This window comes from Minwuia sp., from assembly GCF_048007105.1.
Taxonomy (GTDB): domain Bacteria; phylum Pseudomonadota; class Alphaproteobacteria; order Minwuiales; family Minwuiaceae; genus Minwuia.
The window spans coordinates 2,477,913-2,496,457 of sequence record NZ_CP180352.1 but is presented as its reverse complement, the minus strand read 5'-3'; the positions used below and the strand labels follow the sequence as shown (position 1 = coordinate 2,496,457).

Genomic DNA, 18,545 nt, shown 5'->3' with positions numbered 1-18,545 from the left:
GACATGCGCCGCGACAAGCAACTCGACCTCATGCGCCGGCTGATCCGGCACATGGACGAAGGTTCGACGGCGACCACCGAGCGGACCTTCCGCAACGAGATGTCCTGCTACACCGACGCCGAACGGCATCGTCGCGAGCGGCAGACCTTCTTCCGCGACATGCCGGTGGTGATGGCCATGACCCCGCGGATCAGGAATCCCGGCGACTACGTCACCGACACCATCGACGGCGTGCCGCTGGTGCTGGTCCGCGGCAAGGACGGCGTCGCCCGCTGCTTCGCCAATATCTGCCGCCATCGCGGCGCGCGGCTTGTCGAGGGCGAAGGTTGCGGCTTGAAGATGTTCACCTGCCCCTATCACGCCTGGACCTACAATCTGGACGGCCGCCTGAAGGCCATCCCGGACGCCCGCAGCTTCGACAGCGTCGACAAGGAGACGCACGGCCTGCGCGAGATCCCGGTGCATGAATCCCAGGGGCTGATCTGGGTCGGACCGATCAATCCTGATGCGACGTTCGAGGGCAATCCGCTGGGCACCCTGGAGGACGAGATCGACGAGTGGGGGTTCGAGAACTACCACTTTTTCGACAGCGTCCGGATGGTGCGTCCGATGAACTGGAAGTTCGTGCTGGATACCTTCATGGAGACCTATCACATCTCCACCCTGCACAAGAACACGATCGACCCGATCATCCAGTCCAACCTGACCACCTTCGACGGCTATGGCGACCACCACCGCATGGTCATCGCCCGCAAGACCCTGCCGGAACTGAAGGGCGTGCCCGAGGAAGAGGCCCAGATCCTGCCGCATATCGGCTTCGTCTACGGGCTGTTCCCGGCGGCCGCCCTGATCATCCAGGGGTCGGTGCAGGCCGAGATGTGGCGCGTCAGCCCGTCGAGCGAGAATCCCGGCGAGGCGGTCATCGAACTGTCGATGTGCGTGCCCGAGAAGCCGACGACGGAGAAGGCGGAGAAGTTCTGGCGCAAGAACTTCACCCTGGCCACACGCACGGTCGAGAGCGAGGACTTCCCGCTCGGCGCGCTGATCCAGGAAAACGTCGATTCCGGCATGCAGGACTATGTCTACTACGGCAAGAACGAGCCCACGCTGGCGCATTTCCATGGCGCCGTCCGCCGCCACCTCGGACTGTCCGAAACCGTCTGACGCACCATGAAGCATGAAGATCAGGTGGCGATGGTCCGGCGGGTCATCGCGCATGTCGAGGACGGCACCACCACCTATGCCGAGGCGAACCACCGCAATCCGGTGAGCGTCTACACCTGCCCCGACCGCTTCCGCCGCGAACAGGAAACGATCTTCCGCAAGTGGCCGCTGCTGGTCGGCCTCAGTGGACTGGTCGGCAAGCCCGGCGACTACGCCACCGAGGATCTTGCCGGCATCCCGCTCCTGCTGACCCGCGACCGGGACGGCAGGGTCCGCGCCTTCGCCAATATCTGCCGCCACCGCGGCGCGCGGCTGGTCGAGGGCTGCGGTCATGCCAACCGCCTCGTCTGCCCCTATCACGCCTGGACCTACGGCCTCGACGGCGCGCTGAAGGGCGTCCCGTCGGGCAAGGATTTCGATGCGGTCGACAAGGCCGGCCACGGCCTGAAGGAATTGCACGCCGTCGAGAAATACGGCCTCATCTTCGTCCAGCCCGAAGGCGAACCAGTGGATATCGACGAGGCCATGGGCGGCCTGCAGCGCGACATCGAGGATTACGGCTTCGAGAGCTTCCATCCCTACCGGCACGCTACTATCCGCCGGGAAATGAACTGGAAGCTGAGCCCCGAGACCTTCATGGAGGCCTACCACTTCGAGACGCTGCACCGGAACACGGTGGCGCCGATCTTCTTCCCCAACCTGATGCCGTTCGACGCCTTCGGGCGCAACTCGCGCCTGATCGTGCCGCGCAAGCGCATCCTGGAACTGAAGGACCGGCCGAGTCCCAGTGGGACCTGATCCCGGAGACGGCAATCGTCTACACCTTCTTCCCGCACGTGACCCTGGTCATGCAGGCGGGTCATGTGGAGATGTGGCGCTCCTATCCCGACGGCGGACCCGGCCAGGGCCCGGATCGAGGTCTCGGTCTACACGCCGGAAAGGGTCGAGACCGACAAGGCGAAGGCCTATTACGACAAGAACATCGATCTCGCCATCCGCACCGTTGACCAGGAGGACTTCCCGACCAGCGAGGGAATCCAGGCCGGGCACAACGCGGCGATGCAGGACTCGGTCGTCTACGGCCGCAACGAGCCGGCACTGATCCACTACTGCACCACGATGGAAGCCGCGCTGCAGGCCTGAACGCCGGTTCGGGCAGGACTCGCACCGCATCACATGACCAATTGGTCATCCCCGATGGCCCGGCGGGCCACTCGGGGGTCCGGAGCGGCTTCGCCGCCTGTCTCATGGTTCGACCGGATGCCCGCGCAAGGCGGGCATGACTGACAGGTTCGAGGCTGCCGGTCAGTCTGATCCGGAAAGCGGCTCGAAGCGGCCCCACTCCCTGCGCACGTCCTCGTCGGTTTCGTCAGGCAACCGTGCGTCACGTTCGACCGCGAAGCGGCCGGCATCTGCGAGCCGCCCCAGGGCCCAGACCGCGGCGCCGCGCACGAGCGGCGCTGAATCATCCAGTTTCTCAGAAACTGATCTCAATAATTTGATTTCATTTGAATTTCCTGCTGCAATCAGCACGTTCCTTAGAAACCGGGCGAGGCCCAGCCGCTTCACCGGAGTCTGGGCGAACAGGGTCCGGAACCCGGCATCGTCGAGTTCAAGCAGTTCCTCAAGCGGCGGGTCGAGCAGACCTTCGCGCACGGCCAGACGCTGATCACGGCTGGCCTCGGCGAACTTGTTCCAGGGACAGACCGCGAGGCAGTCGTCGCAACCGAAGATCCGGTTGCCCATGGCCGCGCGGAACTCGACCGGGATCGGTCCCTGATGCTCGACCGTCAGATAGGCGATGCAGCGCGTCGCATCGAGCTGATAGGGCGCCGGAAAGGCGTCGGTCGGGCAGATGTCCTGGCATCGGCGGCAACTGCCGCAACGGTCGGCTCCAGGCTCATCGGCAGGCAGGTCCAGCGTCGTGAAGATGGCGCCGAGATAGGTCCAGGATCCATCGCTGCGGCTCACCATGTTCGTATGCTTGCCTTGCCAGCCAACGCCCGCCGCGGCCGCCAGCGGCTTCTCCATCACGGGAGCGGTGTCCACGAACACCTTGATTTCACAGTCATGTTCCGCGACCAGCCAGCGCCCGAGCGACTTGAGACGTTTCTTGACCACGTCGTGGTAGTCGCGCCGGGCGGCATAGGCCGAGACCGCGCCGCGGTCCGGCCGTTCGAGCAGGCTCAGCGGATCGTGCGAAGGCGCGTAGCTTGTCGTCAGCATGATCACGGACCGCGCGGCCGGCCAGAGCGCGGCAGGATCGCCGCGCCAGCCCATCCGCTCCTCCAGCCAGTGCATGTCGCCGTGCCGGCCGGCCTCGACGAATGTCTTCAGGCGATCGGCGGCCTCGGGAATCGCGTCGGGCCGGGTGATGCCGACAGCCGAGAACCCTTCCTCTCCGGCGCGGCGCCTGAGCGCCGCTGCAATGGCGTGCGGATCAGAAGTCGAGATCGTCATAATGCTTCGGCGGCGCGAAGCCCGAGACCCGGTCGGCCAGGATCGGCCGGAAGGCGGGACGGGACTTCACGCGGCTGTACCAGTCCTTCGCCGCGGGATAGTCCTCCCACGGCGCCTCGTTCAGATAGTCAACGGACGACAGATGCGCGGCGGCCATCAGATCGGCCAGCGACATCACGTCCCCGGCCAGCCAGCGCCGCTGGTCCGCCATCTGGCTCAGATGCTCCATGTGGAAGCGGATATTGCGCCGCGCCGCCCGGATCGTCGCCGGGTCCGGCGGGCCGCCGCCCATCTCGTTTCGGTAGACCTTCTCGTAGAGCAGCAGGTCGGAAACCTCGGCGGCGAAGCGAGTGTCGAACCAGCCCAGCAACCGGCGAACCTCGGCGCGGATGATCGGGTGATCGCCCAGCAGCGTCCCCTGACCGTGTGTCTCCTCGATGTATTCGCCGATGGCGCGCGCGTCGGACAGTGCCGGCACGCCGCCGCCGAGCACCAGAACCGGCGGCCAGCCGGACGGGCAGAGCTTGAGGAAACCCGGACGCCGCTCCCACGGCTTCTCGAGCACGAGATCGAAGGTGATCTCGCGCTCGGCCAGCAGGAGCCGGACAAACCGGCTGCCCTGGGACAGCCAGTAGTGATAGAGCGTCGCCATCGCCCGTGTCGGTCCCCGTTCGGCCAAAGAGTTTCGGGTTTCTAAACCGCTCTGATATGACATTTTCCCAGTCGTGCTGGCAATCGAGGGGATTCGACAGCCTTGACGCTCTTCCAGTTGATCGTGATCGCCGTCGTCCAGGGCGTGACCGAGTTTCTGCCGATCAGTTCATCGGGCCACCTGTTCCTGACGTCCAACCTGCTGGGCTGGCCGGATCAGGGTGTGCTGGTCGACGCGTCCGTGCATGTCGGCACGCTGCTGGCCGTGCTGCTCTATTGCTGGCGGGATATCGGACGGATGCTGGGCGGTCTCGGCCAGGCACTGGTGTTCCGCGACAGCGCGGGCGGCCGGCTGCTGCTCTACCTTGCGATCTCATCGGTGCCGCTGGTCGCCGCCGGCGGCGCGCTTGCCGTGCTGGACCGGACGGAGATGTTCCGCTCGATCGAGATGGTGGCATGGGCGACCATCGTCTTCGGCATCCTGCTCTGGCTGGCCGACCGGTTCGGCATGACCCTGCGCCGCGTCGAACACATGACCGCGGCCAGCGCGCTGATGATCGGCATCTTCCAGATCATCGCCCTGATTCCCGGCGCCAGCCGCGCCGGCATGACCATGACCGCGGGCCGCATGCTCGGCTTCGAGCGGGCCGAGGCGGCGCGGTTCTCGCTGCTGATGTCGATCCCGGCGATCCTGGCCGCCGGCGGCTACAGCCTGGTGAAGATCTGGCAGGCCGGCGATCTGACCTTCGGGCTGGAGGTGCTGGTCGCGATGGGCGTCGCCTTCCTGACCGCCCTGCCCGCCATCGCGCTGATGATGGCCTGGCTCCGGCGCGCGGGTTACGGCCCCTTCGTCCTCTACCGCCTGGCCCTTGGCGCCATCCTGCTCAGCGTTGCCTACGGCGGGGTCTGAGCGGGCTACTTCTTCCGCCGCGGCGAGGTCTTTCGCATCTGCGCCGATGGCCCGGAACCGTCGGGGCTGGAGTCGTCGCCGTCGAGCACGATGTTCCGCTCCTTGCGCCAGGCCCAGATGGCACGCTGGCCCTGCGAAACGGCGTCCTCGAACGTCTGGGGCACGCGGATGATGGGGTTGGTCGCCAGCAACAGCGCCGAGGGGTTATCGGCCAGCATGACGGCGAAAGCACGGTCATTGGGATCGGCAAGGTATGTGTCGCCAAACTCGTCATGGGCGTCCTGGAAGATCAGCGACACGAGGTGTTCCAGCCGATCACGATGCTCGACCTGTGCGCTATCGTACTTGTCGCGGATATGGTTCGGTTCGACCCGATACGCGGCGTCGACGGCGACGCCAGTCATGCCCCTGCGGTAGGGCGCAATCCCCTCATAGCGCCACACATCGTTCGGGAACATGATCGTCACGGAGTTCGTCGCGTCGGGCGCGTTCCTGACCCGCTCGACCACCCACTCATCGACGCCGTTGTTCACGAAGCCGTAGTGGAAATTGACGGTATCCAGCGCCTGCATCTGGGTCGCCATGTCTCCGAGGCCCAGTTCGCGAAGAAACCCGCCATAGCCGAGTTCGACTTCCGCCCAGACCACAGGCCAGGCTGGCGGCACCAGTTGCGACAGCGCAAAGCTTTCCGCAGAGCGGTTGCCGATGCGTTGAACTGCGACCAGCCCCCTGATCGTCCGCTGCCGCAGCCCCTCGACGACGAATTCTATCCCGCCTTCGCCGCAGGTGAGCACGACAAGCTCGGCGAAGCCCACCGGGTACTCTCCCCGCCGCCCGTCCGTCTCCTCCCGGATGCGCTCCTCCCACTCCGACCAGAAGACTTCGGCCCACTGACCGAGGTCCCGGTCCGATCCCGACATCGAGGCATCGCGGAGGCGTTCGGTCGCCGTCTTGAGGTCATCGACCGTCACCTCGTCCGGCAGGATCAGCGCCTCGGCCCAGCCGCCCTCCGCCTCGAGCATGCCGCGGACCCGCGCCGTCGCTTCCGGGACCGGCATCTCGCGCAGTTCCAGACACTCCAGAATCGTCAGGATGTAGTCGCTCAACGGCGCGGCGAAGCCGTGCACGCGCCGGCACTCCAGCGCGATGCCCCAGACCATCAGCGCCATCGGCGCGTTGCGCAGCAGGTCGCCCTCATATTCGTCGATGGAGCTCAGCAGGGTGCGGATCTCGTTCTGGTCCACATCCTCCGGATCCTGGGCCGCGTGCATCAGCCGGCTTTCGAAGTCGCGCACCGATTTCCAGGTCGATCCGCGCCGCAGGATCAGAACATCGTCGAGGAGCGCCAGTCCGTAGTCGTCCAGGTTCATGACAGGTTGCTCCGGAGCAGCTCGTCCAGCTCCGACAGGGCACGGAGCCGGGCCAGCCGGTCCTCGACGTCCGCCTTGAACTCCTGGGCGCGCTCGTCCGGCTTGCCGAAGGCGCGGTTGTACTGGTCCCACTTCCACGCCCAGACATCGTCGCCGGTCTTCTCGATCAGCGCCTGATCCTCGCGCAGGAAGAAACGCGTGATGTGGCTGTGCAGATCGCCGAGGATGCCATCCTCCATCAACCGCTCGGCGAGGAGGTCCGGCTGCGACAGCAGTTCGGGGACCTCGCGCGCCGCTTCCCGGAGCATCTCCACATCGAGCTCCGGCAGGCATTCGCCGATGGTTTCCGGCCTGGCGGCATCCTCGGGCGTTTCGACCGGGGAACCGGCCGTCATGGGATCGCTGACCGGCGGAGATGGCGGTGGCGGCGATGTATTCGCATCCAGGCGGGTCACCAGATGGTCGTCGATCATGACGTCGGTCGTCTGCAGCACCTCCTCGCCCCGCTCCCATGCGCGCAGGGCGTAGTAGAGCGCGTCATAGGCGAACTGGCCGAAGGACGGTTCGCTGTCGATCCGTTCCTTCAGCGGGCTCTGCTGCAGCAGGTGCTCCACGGCGAGCTGCGCCATGATCTGCGCCCGGCGTCCAACGCGGTCTGAACCGAAATCCTCCTCGGACAGCTGCACCACGCCCGCCTCGTTGCAGGCCCGCGCCAGTTCCCCCTGCAGATCGAACACATGAAGCTTGGCGCGGTAGCGGACCCAGATCGAAACCAGCTCCTTCAGCACCCGCTCGTTGTCCTGCAGGAAGGATTCGTCCCTGCGCGCCGGCGACAGGTCGTCCTCCGGCGCCAGCGGGGCCGGATCGGACGGCCCTGGCGGGAAGTAGAGCACGTCGCGGAGGTAGTCCCTGAGATCGTCCGGCCGGTAGAGGATGAAAAGCCGCTGGCTGAAATAGGTGTGCTCGCGGGGATAGGGCAGCTCGCGCGCCTGCCGTTCCAGCTGCTCGAAGTAGTCCCGGTCGGTCAGGAAGCAGAAGAAGAACCTGTCGGCGACCATGTGCTTCAGGCGCCGCACCAGCTCGGTCATCATGAGTTCGAGATCGTCGACCTTGTCCAGCTCGTCGACCACGAAGACCGGCGCCAGCCCGGCCTGGCGGATGCGCTGGATCACCACCGGCATCTCCCGGTCCAGGGTGGCGACATTGGCGTCCTTGATGAAGGAGTAGTCGGCGGTCCGGCTGCGCTTGCGGTCCCGGCTGGCCGTGTACTTGAAGGTCCAGGCCGACAGGAACGCCGTGACCAGCCCGGCGGCGGCGGCCAGCCACGGCCCGCCCCCGCCGCCGGCCAGCACGGCACCGCCCACGAGACCACCGGTGACAACCCCCAGCGCCTTGTCGGCGATCACCTTCACGTCGGGCGACATGGTCGTCGTCACCGTCACATTGTCGCTCGCCGAATCCTTCGTCGTCAGCGAATGGGTGTACTGGCCCGAGATGTAGCGATAGGCCTGCGCAGCCGTGGACAGCGCCACCAGTTCGTTGCTGCCCTGAAAACTGTCGCGGTTGTAACGGGGCACCGGCTTCGCCATGCCGGGGGCCGGCGGCGCAGTCTCGTCACCGTCATCCGGCCAGAAGACCCCCTTCTCCAGCGCATCGGCACGCCGCCAGTATTCGCGAAGCTCCTCCGGCGGCGGCGCGTTGTCGAGGGCGAGCGCGAACTGCGCCACGGCCTCCTCGACGCCGCCATACTGCCGGACCTTGCCGCGGACACGGTCCATCCGGAAGCGGTAGCCGCGCACCGCTTCCGAGGCCAGTTCCCGGTAGACGAGGTTCATCAGCTGCGAAAGGATCCGCGCCATCGCCTGGCTTTCGGGCGAGTTTCCGTCGTCTGACGCGCCCGACTTGCGCGACCGGGCGTCCTGCAGCATCTCCAGCAGGGTCGGACCGTGCAGCTTCACCGGAATGGGCCGCTGCGGCGGCGGATTCTCTCCGGGTTCGGGGTTGAGCGTCCAGTCCTGAACGTCCTCGATCACGCGGAGGACCATCGAGGTCTTGCCCGCGCCCCGGTGGCCGCTGACGAGGAAGGACCGGCCACGGGTCTCCCCGTTCAGGTACCGGATCAGTTCGCGCTTGATGGTTTCGTAGGCCGGCGACTTGGCGAAGGCAGGACGGCTGCGGTTCCGCTCCAGCCCATCCGTGTTCCAGGACCGGCCGAGATCGACCATCAGGACCGGCGCCGACGGATCCGGTGCCGCAACCATGATCTCAGCCCTGCTGCTGCTTCTGACTGTCGGGCGCCGCCGCCGGCTTGGCCGCATCGACAGCGACCACCGCCGCGGTCGCCCCGCCGAAGAAGAGCGTCAGCAGCAGGAAGACCAGCGGCGCCGTGACCCGCCAGCCGCCGACACCGCCGCCGATGCCGCCCCAGTGGCTTTCGATGCCGACCGGCTCGCCCCGCAGCAGCAGCCAGACGAAGACCCAGAACGATCCCAGCGCCAGACCGCCGAGCAGCAGCGCCACAGCGGACGAGGCGCCGGACAACTTGTCCAGCACCAGCGCGATGAAGATCAGCAGCACATAGGCTGCGGCGACCAGCACCATCAGCGCGTGCAGGAACTCGGCATTCTTGATCGAGTTCATCCAGGCCCCCCTGAAACCCCCGAACGCTCAGTGTGGGAAATTCCAGAGGGTTTGTCACCTTGGCTGCGGTATGCCCGCACCGCGTCCGGGGCACTAGCCGGGGCGCGGGCGCATGCCCATGATGGGGCCGCAAGAAACCGGAGAGGAGGCGCGCCATGGAAATGGGACTGAAGGGCAAGAACGTGATCGTGACCGGCGGCAGCCGGGGCATCGGCTTCGGCATCGCGAAGGGATTCGCCGCCGAGGGCGCAAATGTCTCGATCTGCGCCCGCGGGGCCGACAGCCTGAAGACGGCGGTCGCCGAACTGGAATCCAGCGGCGTGAAGGTTCACTCGGCGACCTGCGACGTCTCCGACGCCGACAGCCTTTCCGCCTACATCTCCGCCGCCGCCGAGACGCTGGGCGGGCTCAACGTGCTGGTCAACAACCCGTCCGGCTTTGGTCGCACAGACGACGAGGAAGGCTGGAAGAACAGCCTGGACGTCGATCTGATGGCGCTGGTCCGGGCGGGATGGACGGCCATCCCGCTGATCGAGAAATCTGGCGGCGGCAGCCTGGTCCACATCTCCTCGATCTCCGGCCTGACGCCGTCCACGCGCACCCCGCCCTACGGCGCTGTCAAGGCGGCCGTGATCCAGTACACGCTCACCCAGGCGGCGCAGCTGGCGAAGAAGAACATCCGGGTGAACTGCATCGCCCCCGGCTCGATCGAGTTCGAGGGCGGCGTCTGGGACATGGCGAAGAAGAACGCGCCGGACCTCTACAAGTCCATCCAGGCGTCGATTCCCTTCGACCGGCTGGGGACGCCGGAGGAAGTCGCCAATCTCGCGGTGTTCCTCGCCTCCGACGCCGGGCGGTGGATCACGGGCCAGACGGTGGCTGTGGACGGGGGCCAGATGCTGAGCTAGACGTGGCGGCATCGAACACCCATCTCGGGCGGGACATGAAAACCTACCTCGACTTCGAAAAGCCGATCGCCGAACTGGAAGGCAAGATCCGGGAGCTGAACCACCTCGCCGAGGATGAAGGCAAGGTGGATATCGCCCAGGAGATCGACACGCTGGAGGCGAAGGTCGGCAAGCTGCTGACCGACACCTACCGCTCGCTCAATCCCTGGCAGAAGACCCAAGTCGCCCGGCATCCGGAACGGCCGCACGCGCAGAGCTATGTCGATGCGCTGATCTCCGACTTCACGCCGCTGGCGGGCGACCGGTCCTATGCCGACGACAAGGCCATGCTGGGCGGCATGGGCCGCTTCCGCGGCCGCGCCGTCATGGTCATCGGCACCGAGAAGGGCGCGACCACCGAGACCCGGCTCAAGCACAATTTCGGCATGGCCCGGCCCGAGGGCTACCGCAAGGCGCAACGTCTGATGAAGCTGGCCGAGAAATTCGGCCTGCCGATCATCACCTTCGTCGATACGGCGGGCGCCTATCCCGGCGTCGGCGCCGAGGAGCGCGGCCAGGCCGAGGCCATCGCGCGCTGCATCGAGGTCGGTCTGAACGTCCGGACGCCGCTGATCGCCTGTATCATCGGCGAAGGCGGTTCGGGCGGCGCCGTGGCGCTGGCCACCGGCGACCGGGTGATCATGCTGGAGAACTCGGTCTATTCTGTGATCTCGCCCGAGGCCTGCTCGTCGATCCTGTTCAAGACCTCGGACCGTGCCAAGGACGCCGCCGAGGCGCTGAAGATCACGGCGCAGGACATGAAGGATCTCGGCGTCGCCGACCAGATCATCACCGAGCCTGTCGGTGGTGCGCACCGCGATCCCGGCGCAGCGGTCATGGCCCTGGGCGATGCGATCGCCGAGGCGCTTGCCGAATTCGGCAAGCTGGAACCCGAGAAGCTTCTGGAGAGGCGGCGCGAGAAGTTCCTCAAGATGGGCCGCGCGCTGAGCTGACGCTCAGCCCCACGGCCCCTTCTTCCACGGCCCGCTGCCGTTCGGCGCGTCCGGATGCGGGTCGGGCCGCATGATCCGCAGCGCGGACGGTTCGGTTGCCGGCGAGAGCGCCATCGCCGTCTCGTCCGAGAACAGCTTGTGGCGCTTGTCGCGCATGAACAGGATCAGCACGCCGCCCGCAATGAAGCCTGCGATATGCGCCAGCCACGCGGTTCCCGACCCGGCCACGCCACTGGAGATCACGTTGAAGATCTGCAGTCCGAACCAGATGCCGATCATCACCCAGGCCCGCAGACGGATGGGCAGGAAGATCGGCCCGAGCGGAATGCCGACCAGAATGCGGGATCTCGGGTAGAGCAGGATATAGGCCCCGAGCACGCCCGACACCGCGCCGGACGCGCCGATCAGCGGCACGGTCGAATTCATGTCCCAGGCGGCGTGGGTGAATGCCGCGACCGCGCCCGTCACCAGAAAGAAGATCACGAAGCGGCCGTGCCCCATGCTGTCCTCGACATTGTCGCCGAAGGTCCAGAGGAACAGCATGTTGCCGATCAGATGCAGGAAACCGCCATGCACGAAGATCGTCGTCGCCAGCGTCGCCCAGGCGGGGATGACAGCGACCTCGTCCGGCAGTTCGGCAATCCCGAACAGGGAGGCCGGGACGACGCCGAAGCTGTAGTTGAACAGCGCCACGTCCCGGGCATTCAGGGTCAATTCATAGAGGAAGACCAGAACGCAGACCGCGACCGCGCCGCGAACGACCCAGGGGGTCAGATGGGTGCTGCGATCGTCGTGAAGCGGTATCATGGAAGCAATCCGGCTGCGGCGGTCGGCAGGGTCATCGCAGACTAGATGGCGCATCGGGCCGCCGGCAACAAGCAGGCCGCTTCCTTGAAGGCGGCGGCAGGACACGCACATGAAGGAGATGGGCATCATGTCGGATCCGGATATGAACCGGCGTCGGCTGCTGACCGGCAGCGCCGCGCTGCTGGGCGCGGCGGCGTTGTCGGGCACGGCCCTCGCCCGCAACAACTGGACCTATGATTTCCGGATCATCGCGCTGGGGTCCGATGTGGGCCATCACCGGATCGCCCTGTCGCGCGACGGCGAACAGCTCAACGTGACCATCGATATCCGCCTTCAGATACGCGTGCCCCTGATCGGCACCTTCGGCTACGTGCAGCGTGTCGATGAGATCTGGCGCGGCGACCAGCTGCTGCAGATGCGGGCCGAGACGGATGACGACAAGCGCCACGACATCGTCGAGGCCGAACTGAACAATGACGGCAAGCTGGCCACGACCTCGACACGGCTGGGGCTGAAGATGCTGCCCGGCGAACTCTGGCCGGCTTCGGCGATCTGGCGCTCTGATTCGGCCGACCGCGACCGCTTTCTGGACCTGACCCGGGGCAATATACGCCCGACCGATATCCGCTATCTCGGCAAGGAGATCGTCAGCGTCCTGGGCCGGGAACGCACCGCCCATCGCTGGTCGGTGAAATCAAGGCGGGAGCTCGAGGTGCTCTACGGTCTCGACGGCGAATGGCTGGGCCTGGAGTGGTCCGAATACGGCTTCTCCGCCCGCTACGAGCGCGTCGCCTGATCTCGAATGGATTCGGTTCCCATCACGTCACCCCGGCCTTGAGCCGGGGTCCGGAGCGGCTTCGCCGCAAGGTTCACAATTGCCGGATGCCCCCGGATCAAGTCCGGCATGACGAAGAGGGCAAGGCCTAGCCATACGACGACAACCTAGGCGCGGCGGCGGCGGCGCGGACGTTCGGGCCGGCCGGAGTCATTGGCCGCGGCGGGCGGTGCGATGAGTGGGCCCAGCTGCGCAACAATCTCGTCGAGCTCCGGCTTCTCGCCCCTTTTCCAGCCATCCAGCGCAGCGCGCATCGCGCGGACATGCTCGGGCGTCGTGCCACAGCAGCCCCCGATGATCCGCGCGCCGGCATCGGCCGCCAACAGCGCGTAGGCCGCCATCAGTTCGGGCGTGCCGGTGTATTCGACCTTGTCGCCCTTCACCTGCGGGATGCCGCAATTCGCCTTGGCGACGACGACGTGGTCGTCGGTCGGCATGCCGGAGACCGCGAGCAGGAGGTCGGACGCCCCCACCCCGCAATTGGCGCCGAAGGCCACTGCCGGCTGCGGCAGCCCGTTCTGGACGCCGGCCAGCATCTCCGGCGGCAGGCCCATCATGGTGCGGCCCGCCGTGTCGAAGCTGGCGGTGTAGACATAGGGCAGGCCTTCGGCGATGGCGGCCTCGGCGGCGGCGCGCATCTCGTCCGGCGCGGACATGGTCTCGATCCAGGCGACATCGGCGCCGCCGGCCTTCAGGCCGCGCGCCTGATCGCGGAATGCATCGACGCAATCCTCGTAGGTCATCGAACCCAGCGGTACCAGCAGTTCGCCCGTCGGCCCCATTGATCCGGCGACGACGATCCGCCGGCCAGATTCGGCCACCACCTGCTGCGCCAATTCAGCGCCCAGACGGTTCAGTTCCTCGACCCGGCTGTCGAGGCCGTGGAGCTTCAGCCGGTAGCGGGTGCCGCCGAAGGTGTTGGTCAGGATGATGTCCGACCCGGCATCGACGAAGGTGCGGTAATGCGCCTTCACCTTCCCGGGCTCGGCGGCGTTCCAGTCCTCGGGCGCGTGTCCGGCGGGCAGGCCCAGCTCGAACAGGTTGGTGCCGGTGGCGCCGTCGGCCAGCAGCACGCCCTTCTCGTCAAGAAGCTCTTTCAGCAACATCGCATTCCACTCGTCGGATTGACCGCGGCATCTATCATGGCCGACAAGGGGAAACTATCCATGAAACGACGGGGAGGGTCGCAGACATGGACGCCGTTATCCGCAGCCGCTCGGGCGCGGAACTGACCGTCGAGGACGAAACCCAGCTGCTGGACACGATCCGCACGTGGCTGAGGCGCGACGTCGAAGACAAGGTTCTCGAACTCGAACACGCCGACGAATACCCGTACGAGATGGTCGAGCAGATGAAACAGCTCGGCCTGTTCGGCGCCACCATCTCGCAGGATTACGGCGGCCTCGGCCTGCCCGCCCAGACCTACGCGAAGATCGTCGCGATGATCTCCGAGACCTGGATGTCGCTGACCGGAATCTTCAATTCCCACCTGATGATGGCCGCCGCGGTCGAGCGCTTCGGCACGGAGGAACAGAAGTCCCGCTTCCTGCCCCGTTTCGCCACCGGCGAACTGCGCGGCGGACTGGCGCTGACCGAACCCCATTGCGGGACCGACCTGCAGGCGATCCGGACGAAGGCGGTACGCGACGGCGACGACTATGTCGTCAATGGCGGCAAGACCTGGATTTCCAACGGCATCGAGGGCGGCGCGGTGGCACTGCTGGTGAAGACCGACACCGAGATCGAACCCCGCCACAAGGGGATGAGCCTGTTCGTCGCCGAGAAGGGTCCGGGCTTCACCACGGGCCGGAAGCTGAAGAAGCTCGGCTACAAGGGCATCGATTCGGCGGAGCTGATCTTCGAGGACTACCGCCTGCCCGCCGCCAACCTGATCGGCGGCGTCGAGGGCAAGGGTTTTCAGCAGACCGTCGGCGGGCTGGAACTCGGCCGCATCAACATCGCAGCGCGCGGCGTCGGCGTTGCCACGGCGGCGCTGATGAAGGCGGTCGAATACGCCCAGATCCGCGAGACCATGGGCAAGCCCATCGGCCAGCACCAGGCCATACAGCTGAAGCTCGGCGAGATGGCGACCAAGCGCCGGGCCGCCGAACTGCTGATGCTGGACGCCGCCCAGGCCTATGACCGCGGCGAGCGCTGCGACATGGAAGCCGGCATGGCCAAGCTTTTCGCTTCCGAGACCGCGCTGGAGAACGCGACCGAATGCATGCGCATCCACGGCGCCTACGGCTACTCGGCAGAGTTTCCCGTCGAGCGCTATTTTCGCGACGCGCCGCTGATGTGCATCGGCGAAGGCACCAACGAGATGCAACGCATCATCATCGCCCGCCAGATGCTGGCCCGGCATCCAGCGTGACACCATCTGCCGCCTCCGGATCTGACCCGAGGACGACAGACAAGAAGAGAGAAATCCGAATGAAACTCGAAGGTATCCGCGTCCTGGACCTGTCGCTGTTCCTGCCCGGCCCGCTGCTGACCCAGATGATGGCCGACCACGGCGCCGAGGTGATCAAGCTGGAGCCGCTCTCGGGCGAGCCGAATCGGCAGATCGGCGAGAAGCGCGACGGGATGACGGTCTATTTCGCCAACACCCACCGCGGCAAGAAGTCGGTCCAGCTCAACCTCAAGACCGACGAGGGCAAGGAGGCGCTGATGCGTCTCGTCGAGACCTGCGACGTGATGGTGGAAGCGTTCCGGCCGGGCGTCGTCAAGCGGCTCGGCTGCGACTACGAGACCGTCAGCAAGCGTAACCCGAAGCTGGTCTACATCTCGATCTCCGCCTTCGGGCAGGACGGCCCCTATGTGAAGAAGCCGGCGCACGATCTGGCGACCGAGGCGCTGGCCGGCGCGCTGTCGCTGAACGAGGGTCGGGACGGCAAGCCCGCCATCCCCGGTATCGCCAATGCCGACATGCTTTCGTCGATGATGGGCCTGTCCGGCGTACTGATGGCCCTGCTGCGCCGCCAGACCACCGGCAAGGGCGACTACATCGACCTCGCCATGATGGATTCGCTCTTCGCGGCCATGCCCAACCTGATGGGCACCACCTTCGCCGAGAAGCGCCCGCCGAAGCCGAAGGAGGAGCGCACCGGCGGCGGCTACGCCTTCTACGACATCTACGAGACGAAGGACGGCAAGTTCGTGGTGCTGGGCGCCTCGGAAATGCACTTCGCCGAGAACGTGATGAAGAAGTTCGGCCGGCCCGACCTGATCGAGGCGTGCCAGCCGCCGCCCGGCCCGACCCAGGAACCGGCCAAGGCCTTCCTGCGGGAGACCTTCAGGACAAAGACGCGGGCCGAATGGGTCGAGTGGTTCGACGGCGTCGATGCGGCCTTCGCGCCGGTGAACTCGCTGCGCGAGGGCTGCGACGACCCGCAGGTCCGCCACCGCGGCATGATCTTCGAGGACGAGCGCGGCTGGGAGCATATCGGCGTGCCGATCAGGTTCGCCGACGAACCCGGCGGGCCGACACTCACCTGGGCCGAGATGGGCGAACACACGGCCGAGACACTGAAGAGCCTCGGCTACGGCGATGACGAGATCGCCGCCATGAAGAACGCCGGCGTATTCTGAGCCACACCCCGTGAACCGGCGCGACGCCCTTTTGGCGGTCCTCGCCGCCCTGATCTGGGGCGGGACCTATCCGTTCTCTGCTCTCGCCCTGCAGGACACGCCGCCGATGTTCTTCACGGCGCTGCGGTTCAGCTGCGCTGCCTGCTTCATCCTGATCGTGCCGCGGCCGCGGATCCCGGTGCTGAAGCTGCTTCTGCTTGGGCTGTTCCTGGGTGCGGCGCTGTTCGCCCTGACCTTCATCGCCATGACACAGGGCCTGAGCGCTTCGCTGGCGTCGGTGCTGGTGCACGTGCAGGCCTTCTTCACCATCCTGATCTCTATGGTGGTCTTCGGCGAACGGATGAACCGCCGGCAGCTGTTGGCGCTGCTGATCACCGGCGCGGGCATCACCGTTCTGGCTGTCGATCGCGGCCAGGCCGGATCGGCCGTGGCGCTTCTGCTGATCATGCTGGCGGCGCTGTCCGGCGGAATCGGCAACAACATCATGAAATCGCTCGGCCAGACCGACATGTTCCGCGTCTCGGTCTGGATGACGGCCGTCCCGCCACTGCCCCTTTTCGCGCTGTCGTACGCGCTGGAGGGTGACGGCACGGTGTCCGGCCTGATCGACACGATCACCTGGCCCACCATCATCGCACTGGCCTATTCCAGCGTGCTGGCGACCATCGTCGTCTTCGCGATCTGGGGCCGGCTGCTGGTCGCCTACTCGTCGGCTGCGGTGGCGCCCTTCTTCCTGCTGGTGCCCGTCTTCGCCGTGGCGTTGTCAGCGATCATCCTGGGCGAGACCCTGTCGGCGATGCAGATCACCGGCGGGGTACTGGTCTTCGCCGGACTGGCGCTGGCGCTGCTGCCGGCGCGCAAGCCGCCGCTGCCAGTCACCTGAGCTGCCCGCAAACGGAAAGGGACGGCGCCGATCCGGCGGCCGTCCCCTGAGGTGCAAATTCGGTCCGCGGTCAGGCAGCGCCCGGCGCGGCCTCCGCGTCGCCATTGTCCGAGCCCTTGCGGGACTGGCGGTCCGCCATGAACTGGTCGAACTCGGCCTTGTCCTTGGCCCGGCGCAGGCGGTCGAGGAAGTCGTGGAACTCGTCCTGTTCCTCCTCCAGCCGCCGGATCATGTCCTCGCGGTACTCGTCGAAGGCGGTGTTGCCGCTGGAGCGGTGCTTGCCGCGCCGGAAGCCCCGGTTGCGGCGGCCTTCTTCACGATTGTACCAGCGACCGAAGTCGCGCTTCGAACATCCCATTCTTCCACTCCAGATCAGATAGGCCAGCACCGCCAGGCCAACCGGCCAGAAGACGATGAAGGAGACGACCATCAGGCCAATCCACGCGGGCTTGCCGTAGTCGTCGATTTTGGCTGCTAGTTCCATCACGGCCCCAAGTTAATGTTATCAACATTAACATAGATGGCTGGAAGCGGCGGGGGTTTCAAGCGTTTTCGAACGGGGGAAGGCAACAAATCGTAACGGCGCGGAACACGCGGCCTTCAAGGCTCATGTCGGCCCGCGACCGTCGTCGCGCAAGCCCTGGAAATAGACCAGTGTCGCCGCTTCCAGCAGCGCCTCGGCCGACATGGGCAAAGGCCGGCGTCCGGGATCGCCGCGCCCGAACAGGGACGCGATACCGTGGGCCATGGACCACATGTGCAGCGCGACCATCATGGCGGGCGGGCGGCGTCCTTCCGGCATGGTCGCAGCGACGGCCTCGGCGGCCCGGCGCAGCACGCCGAAGGCGGCATCGCCGGCGCGGTTCATCTCCGGATAGTCGGCAGGCGCCAATTGGGATTCGAACATGGCCACGTAATAGGCCGGTTCCTCCCGCGCGAAGTCGAGATAGGCCCGCCCCAGCGCATCGAAGGCCTTCACCGGTTCGGGCCGGCCGTCGTCCCAGGCCTCATCCAGACGTTCCGCCAGCGCCTCGAAGCCGCGCTGGGCCACATCGGCCAGCAGGGCGTCACGGTCGCGGAAATGGCGGTAGGGCGCGGCCGGGCTGACGCCGGCGGCGCGGGCGGCCTCGGCGAAGCTGAATCCGCCCAGACCCTTCTCGGAAATCAGGCTCAGCGCCGCGTCCACCAGCGCCTCGCGCAGGTTGCCGTGATGATAGCCTTTCCGGGATCTGGACTTCTTGGACCAGCTCATACCGAAGGCTCATGCCTGAGCGGCGCGGATAACGCCAGCGGATTCAATTGCAGGAATACCGGTTGCCGGAAGATCGCGTGAG

At 66.4% G+C, this 18,545-nt stretch carries 19 protein-coding genes; 10 read left to right on the top strand and 9 right to left on the bottom strand.

The genetic code is table 11. The annotated features are described in order from the left end of the window. Positions 1 to 3 precede the first annotated feature (3 nt). The 3 genes from ACMVY4_RS12050 to ACMVY4_RS12040 all read left to right on the top strand — a co-directional run bounded on the left by ACMVY4_RS12050 (position 4) and on the right by ACMVY4_RS12040 (position 2,307). Positions 4 to 1,164 (top strand): aromatic ring-hydroxylating oxygenase subunit alpha, encoded by a 1,161-nt coding sequence (locus tag ACMVY4_RS12050; protein ID WP_416896270.1) that lies wholly within the window; start codon positions 4 to 6, stop codon positions 1,162 to 1,164. 6 nt (positions 1,165 to 1,170) lie between these two features. After that, positions 1,171 to 1,962 (top strand): aromatic ring-hydroxylating oxygenase subunit alpha, encoded by a 792-nt coding sequence (locus ACMVY4_RS12045; RefSeq protein WP_416896269.1) that lies wholly within the window; start codon positions 1,171 to 1,173, stop codon positions 1,960 to 1,962. 63 nt (positions 1,963 to 2,025) lie between these two features. Next, complete coding sequence (locus tag ACMVY4_RS12040; RefSeq protein WP_416896268.1) at positions 2,026 to 2,307, top strand: SRPBCC family protein; 282 nt, start codon at positions 2,026 to 2,028, stop codon at positions 2,305 to 2,307. Between the two features lie 162 nt (positions 2,308 to 2,469). Here the strand turns inward: ACMVY4_RS12040 and queG are convergent, their stop codons facing one another. Together queG and ACMVY4_RS12030 are read right to left on the bottom strand one after the other, a co-directional pair. After that, entirely contained in the window at positions 2,470 to 3,624 is a 1,155-nt protein-coding gene (gene queG, locus ACMVY4_RS12035; protein WP_416896267.1) for a tRNA epoxyqueuosine(34) reductase QueG, read from the bottom strand. Beyond that, complete coding sequence (locus ACMVY4_RS12030; protein WP_416896266.1) at positions 3,605 to 4,276, bottom strand: glutathione S-transferase family protein; 672 nt, start codon at positions 4,274 to 4,276, stop codon at positions 3,605 to 3,607. Before ACMVY4_RS12030 ends, queG begins: the two co-directional genes overlap by 20 nt. 102 nt (positions 4,277 to 4,378) lie before the next feature. On the opposite strand from ACMVY4_RS12030, the gene ACMVY4_RS12025 reads away from it, so the two are divergent. Beyond that, a complete protein-coding gene (locus ACMVY4_RS12025; protein WP_416896265.1) occupies positions 4,379 to 5,185 on the top strand; it encodes an undecaprenyl-diphosphate phosphatase in 807 nt (268 codons plus the stop codon). 5 nt (positions 5,186 to 5,190) lie between these two features. Here ACMVY4_RS12025 and ACMVY4_RS12020 read toward each other — a convergent pair whose 3' ends face one another. The 3 genes from ACMVY4_RS12020 to ACMVY4_RS12010 are packed head-to-tail and all read right to left on the bottom strand — an operon-like array spanning position 5,191 to position 9,195. Next, entirely contained in the window at positions 5,191 to 6,555 is a 1,365-nt protein-coding gene (locus ACMVY4_RS12020; protein WP_416896264.1) for a hypothetical protein, read from the bottom strand. Beyond that, on the bottom strand, positions 6,552 to 8,816 hold the full coding sequence (locus ACMVY4_RS12015; protein ID WP_416896263.1) for a hypothetical protein: 2,265 nt from the start codon (positions 8,814 to 8,816) through the stop codon (positions 6,552 to 6,554). The genes ACMVY4_RS12020 and ACMVY4_RS12015 overlap by 4 nt, the downstream gene beginning before the upstream one ends. Positions 8,817 to 8,820: 4 nt before the next feature. Then, positions 8,821 to 9,195 (bottom strand): hypothetical protein, encoded by a 375-nt coding sequence (locus tag ACMVY4_RS12010; RefSeq protein WP_416896262.1) that lies wholly within the window; start codon positions 9,193 to 9,195, stop codon positions 8,821 to 8,823. Positions 9,196 to 9,350: 155 nt separating this feature from the next. Between ACMVY4_RS12010 and ACMVY4_RS12005 the strand changes: the two genes are divergently transcribed. Both ACMVY4_RS12005 and ACMVY4_RS12000 read left to right on the top strand, forming a co-directional pair. Continuing rightward, complete coding sequence (locus ACMVY4_RS12005; protein ID WP_416896261.1) at positions 9,351 to 10,103, top strand: SDR family NAD(P)-dependent oxidoreductase; 753 nt, start codon at positions 9,351 to 9,353, stop codon at positions 10,101 to 10,103. A 35-nt stretch (positions 10,104 to 10,138) separates the two neighbouring features. Then, complete coding sequence (locus tag ACMVY4_RS12000) at positions 10,139 to 11,095, top strand: acetyl-CoA carboxylase carboxyltransferase subunit alpha (RefSeq protein WP_416896260.1); 957 nt, start codon at positions 10,139 to 10,141, stop codon at positions 11,093 to 11,095. 3 nt (positions 11,096 to 11,098) lie between these two features. Here ACMVY4_RS12000 and ACMVY4_RS11995 read toward each other — a convergent pair whose 3' ends face one another. After that, positions 11,099 to 11,902: a rhomboid family intramembrane serine protease gene (locus tag ACMVY4_RS11995; protein ID WP_416896259.1), complete on the bottom strand. Its 804-nt coding sequence runs from the start codon at positions 11,900 to 11,902 to the stop codon at positions 11,099 to 11,101. Positions 11,903 to 12,029: 127 nt separating this feature from the next. On the opposite strand from ACMVY4_RS11995, the gene ACMVY4_RS11990 reads away from it, so the two are divergent. Then, entirely contained in the window at positions 12,030 to 12,698 is a 669-nt protein-coding gene (locus tag ACMVY4_RS11990; RefSeq protein ID WP_416896258.1) for a DUF6134 family protein, read from the top strand. 146 nt (positions 12,699 to 12,844) lie between these two features. On the opposite strand, the gene bmt is transcribed toward ACMVY4_RS11990, so the two are convergent. Continuing rightward, positions 12,845 to 13,843 (bottom strand): betaine--homocysteine S-methyltransferase, encoded by a 999-nt coding sequence (gene bmt, locus ACMVY4_RS11985; RefSeq protein ID WP_416896257.1) that lies wholly within the window; start codon positions 13,841 to 13,843, stop codon positions 12,845 to 12,847. Between the two features lie 86 nt (positions 13,844 to 13,929). Here bmt and ACMVY4_RS11980 point away from each other — a divergent pair, with 86 nt between their 5' ends. Genes ACMVY4_RS11980 through ACMVY4_RS11970 form a run of 3 tightly spaced genes read left to right on the top strand, consistent with a single transcriptional unit; the run spans position 13,930 to position 17,211 of the window. Then, positions 13,930 to 15,111 (top strand): acyl-CoA dehydrogenase family protein, encoded by a 1,182-nt coding sequence (locus tag ACMVY4_RS11980; protein ID WP_416896256.1) that lies wholly within the window; start codon positions 13,930 to 13,932, stop codon positions 15,109 to 15,111. Positions 15,112 to 15,170: 59 nt separating this feature from the next. Continuing rightward, positions 15,171 to 16,328, top strand: coding sequence for a CaiB/BaiF CoA transferase family protein (locus ACMVY4_RS11975; protein ID WP_416896255.1), 1,158 nt, complete (start codon positions 15,171 to 15,173; stop codon positions 16,326 to 16,328). A 10-nt stretch (positions 16,329 to 16,338) separates the two neighbouring features. After that, on the top strand, positions 16,339 to 17,211 hold the full coding sequence (locus tag ACMVY4_RS11970; protein WP_416896254.1) for an EamA family transporter: 873 nt from the start codon (positions 16,339 to 16,341) through the stop codon (positions 17,209 to 17,211). A 70-nt stretch (positions 17,212 to 17,281) separates the two neighbouring features. Here ACMVY4_RS11970 and ACMVY4_RS11965 read toward each other — a convergent pair whose 3' ends face one another. Next, positions 17,282 to 17,695 carry a DUF2852 domain-containing protein gene (locus ACMVY4_RS11965; RefSeq protein ID WP_416896253.1) on the bottom strand — a complete coding sequence of 138 codons (414 nt, stop codon included), beginning with the start codon at positions 17,693 to 17,695 and terminating at the stop codon, positions 17,282 to 17,284. 123 nt (positions 17,696 to 17,818) lie between these two features. Continuing rightward, the gene (locus ACMVY4_RS11960; RefSeq protein ID WP_416896252.1) at positions 17,819 to 18,463 is read right to left on the bottom strand and encodes a TetR/AcrR family transcriptional regulator; all 645 of its coding nucleotides are present in this window, start codon (positions 18,461 to 18,463) and stop codon (positions 17,819 to 17,821) included. Between the last annotated feature and the right edge of the window lie 82 nt (positions 18,464 to 18,545).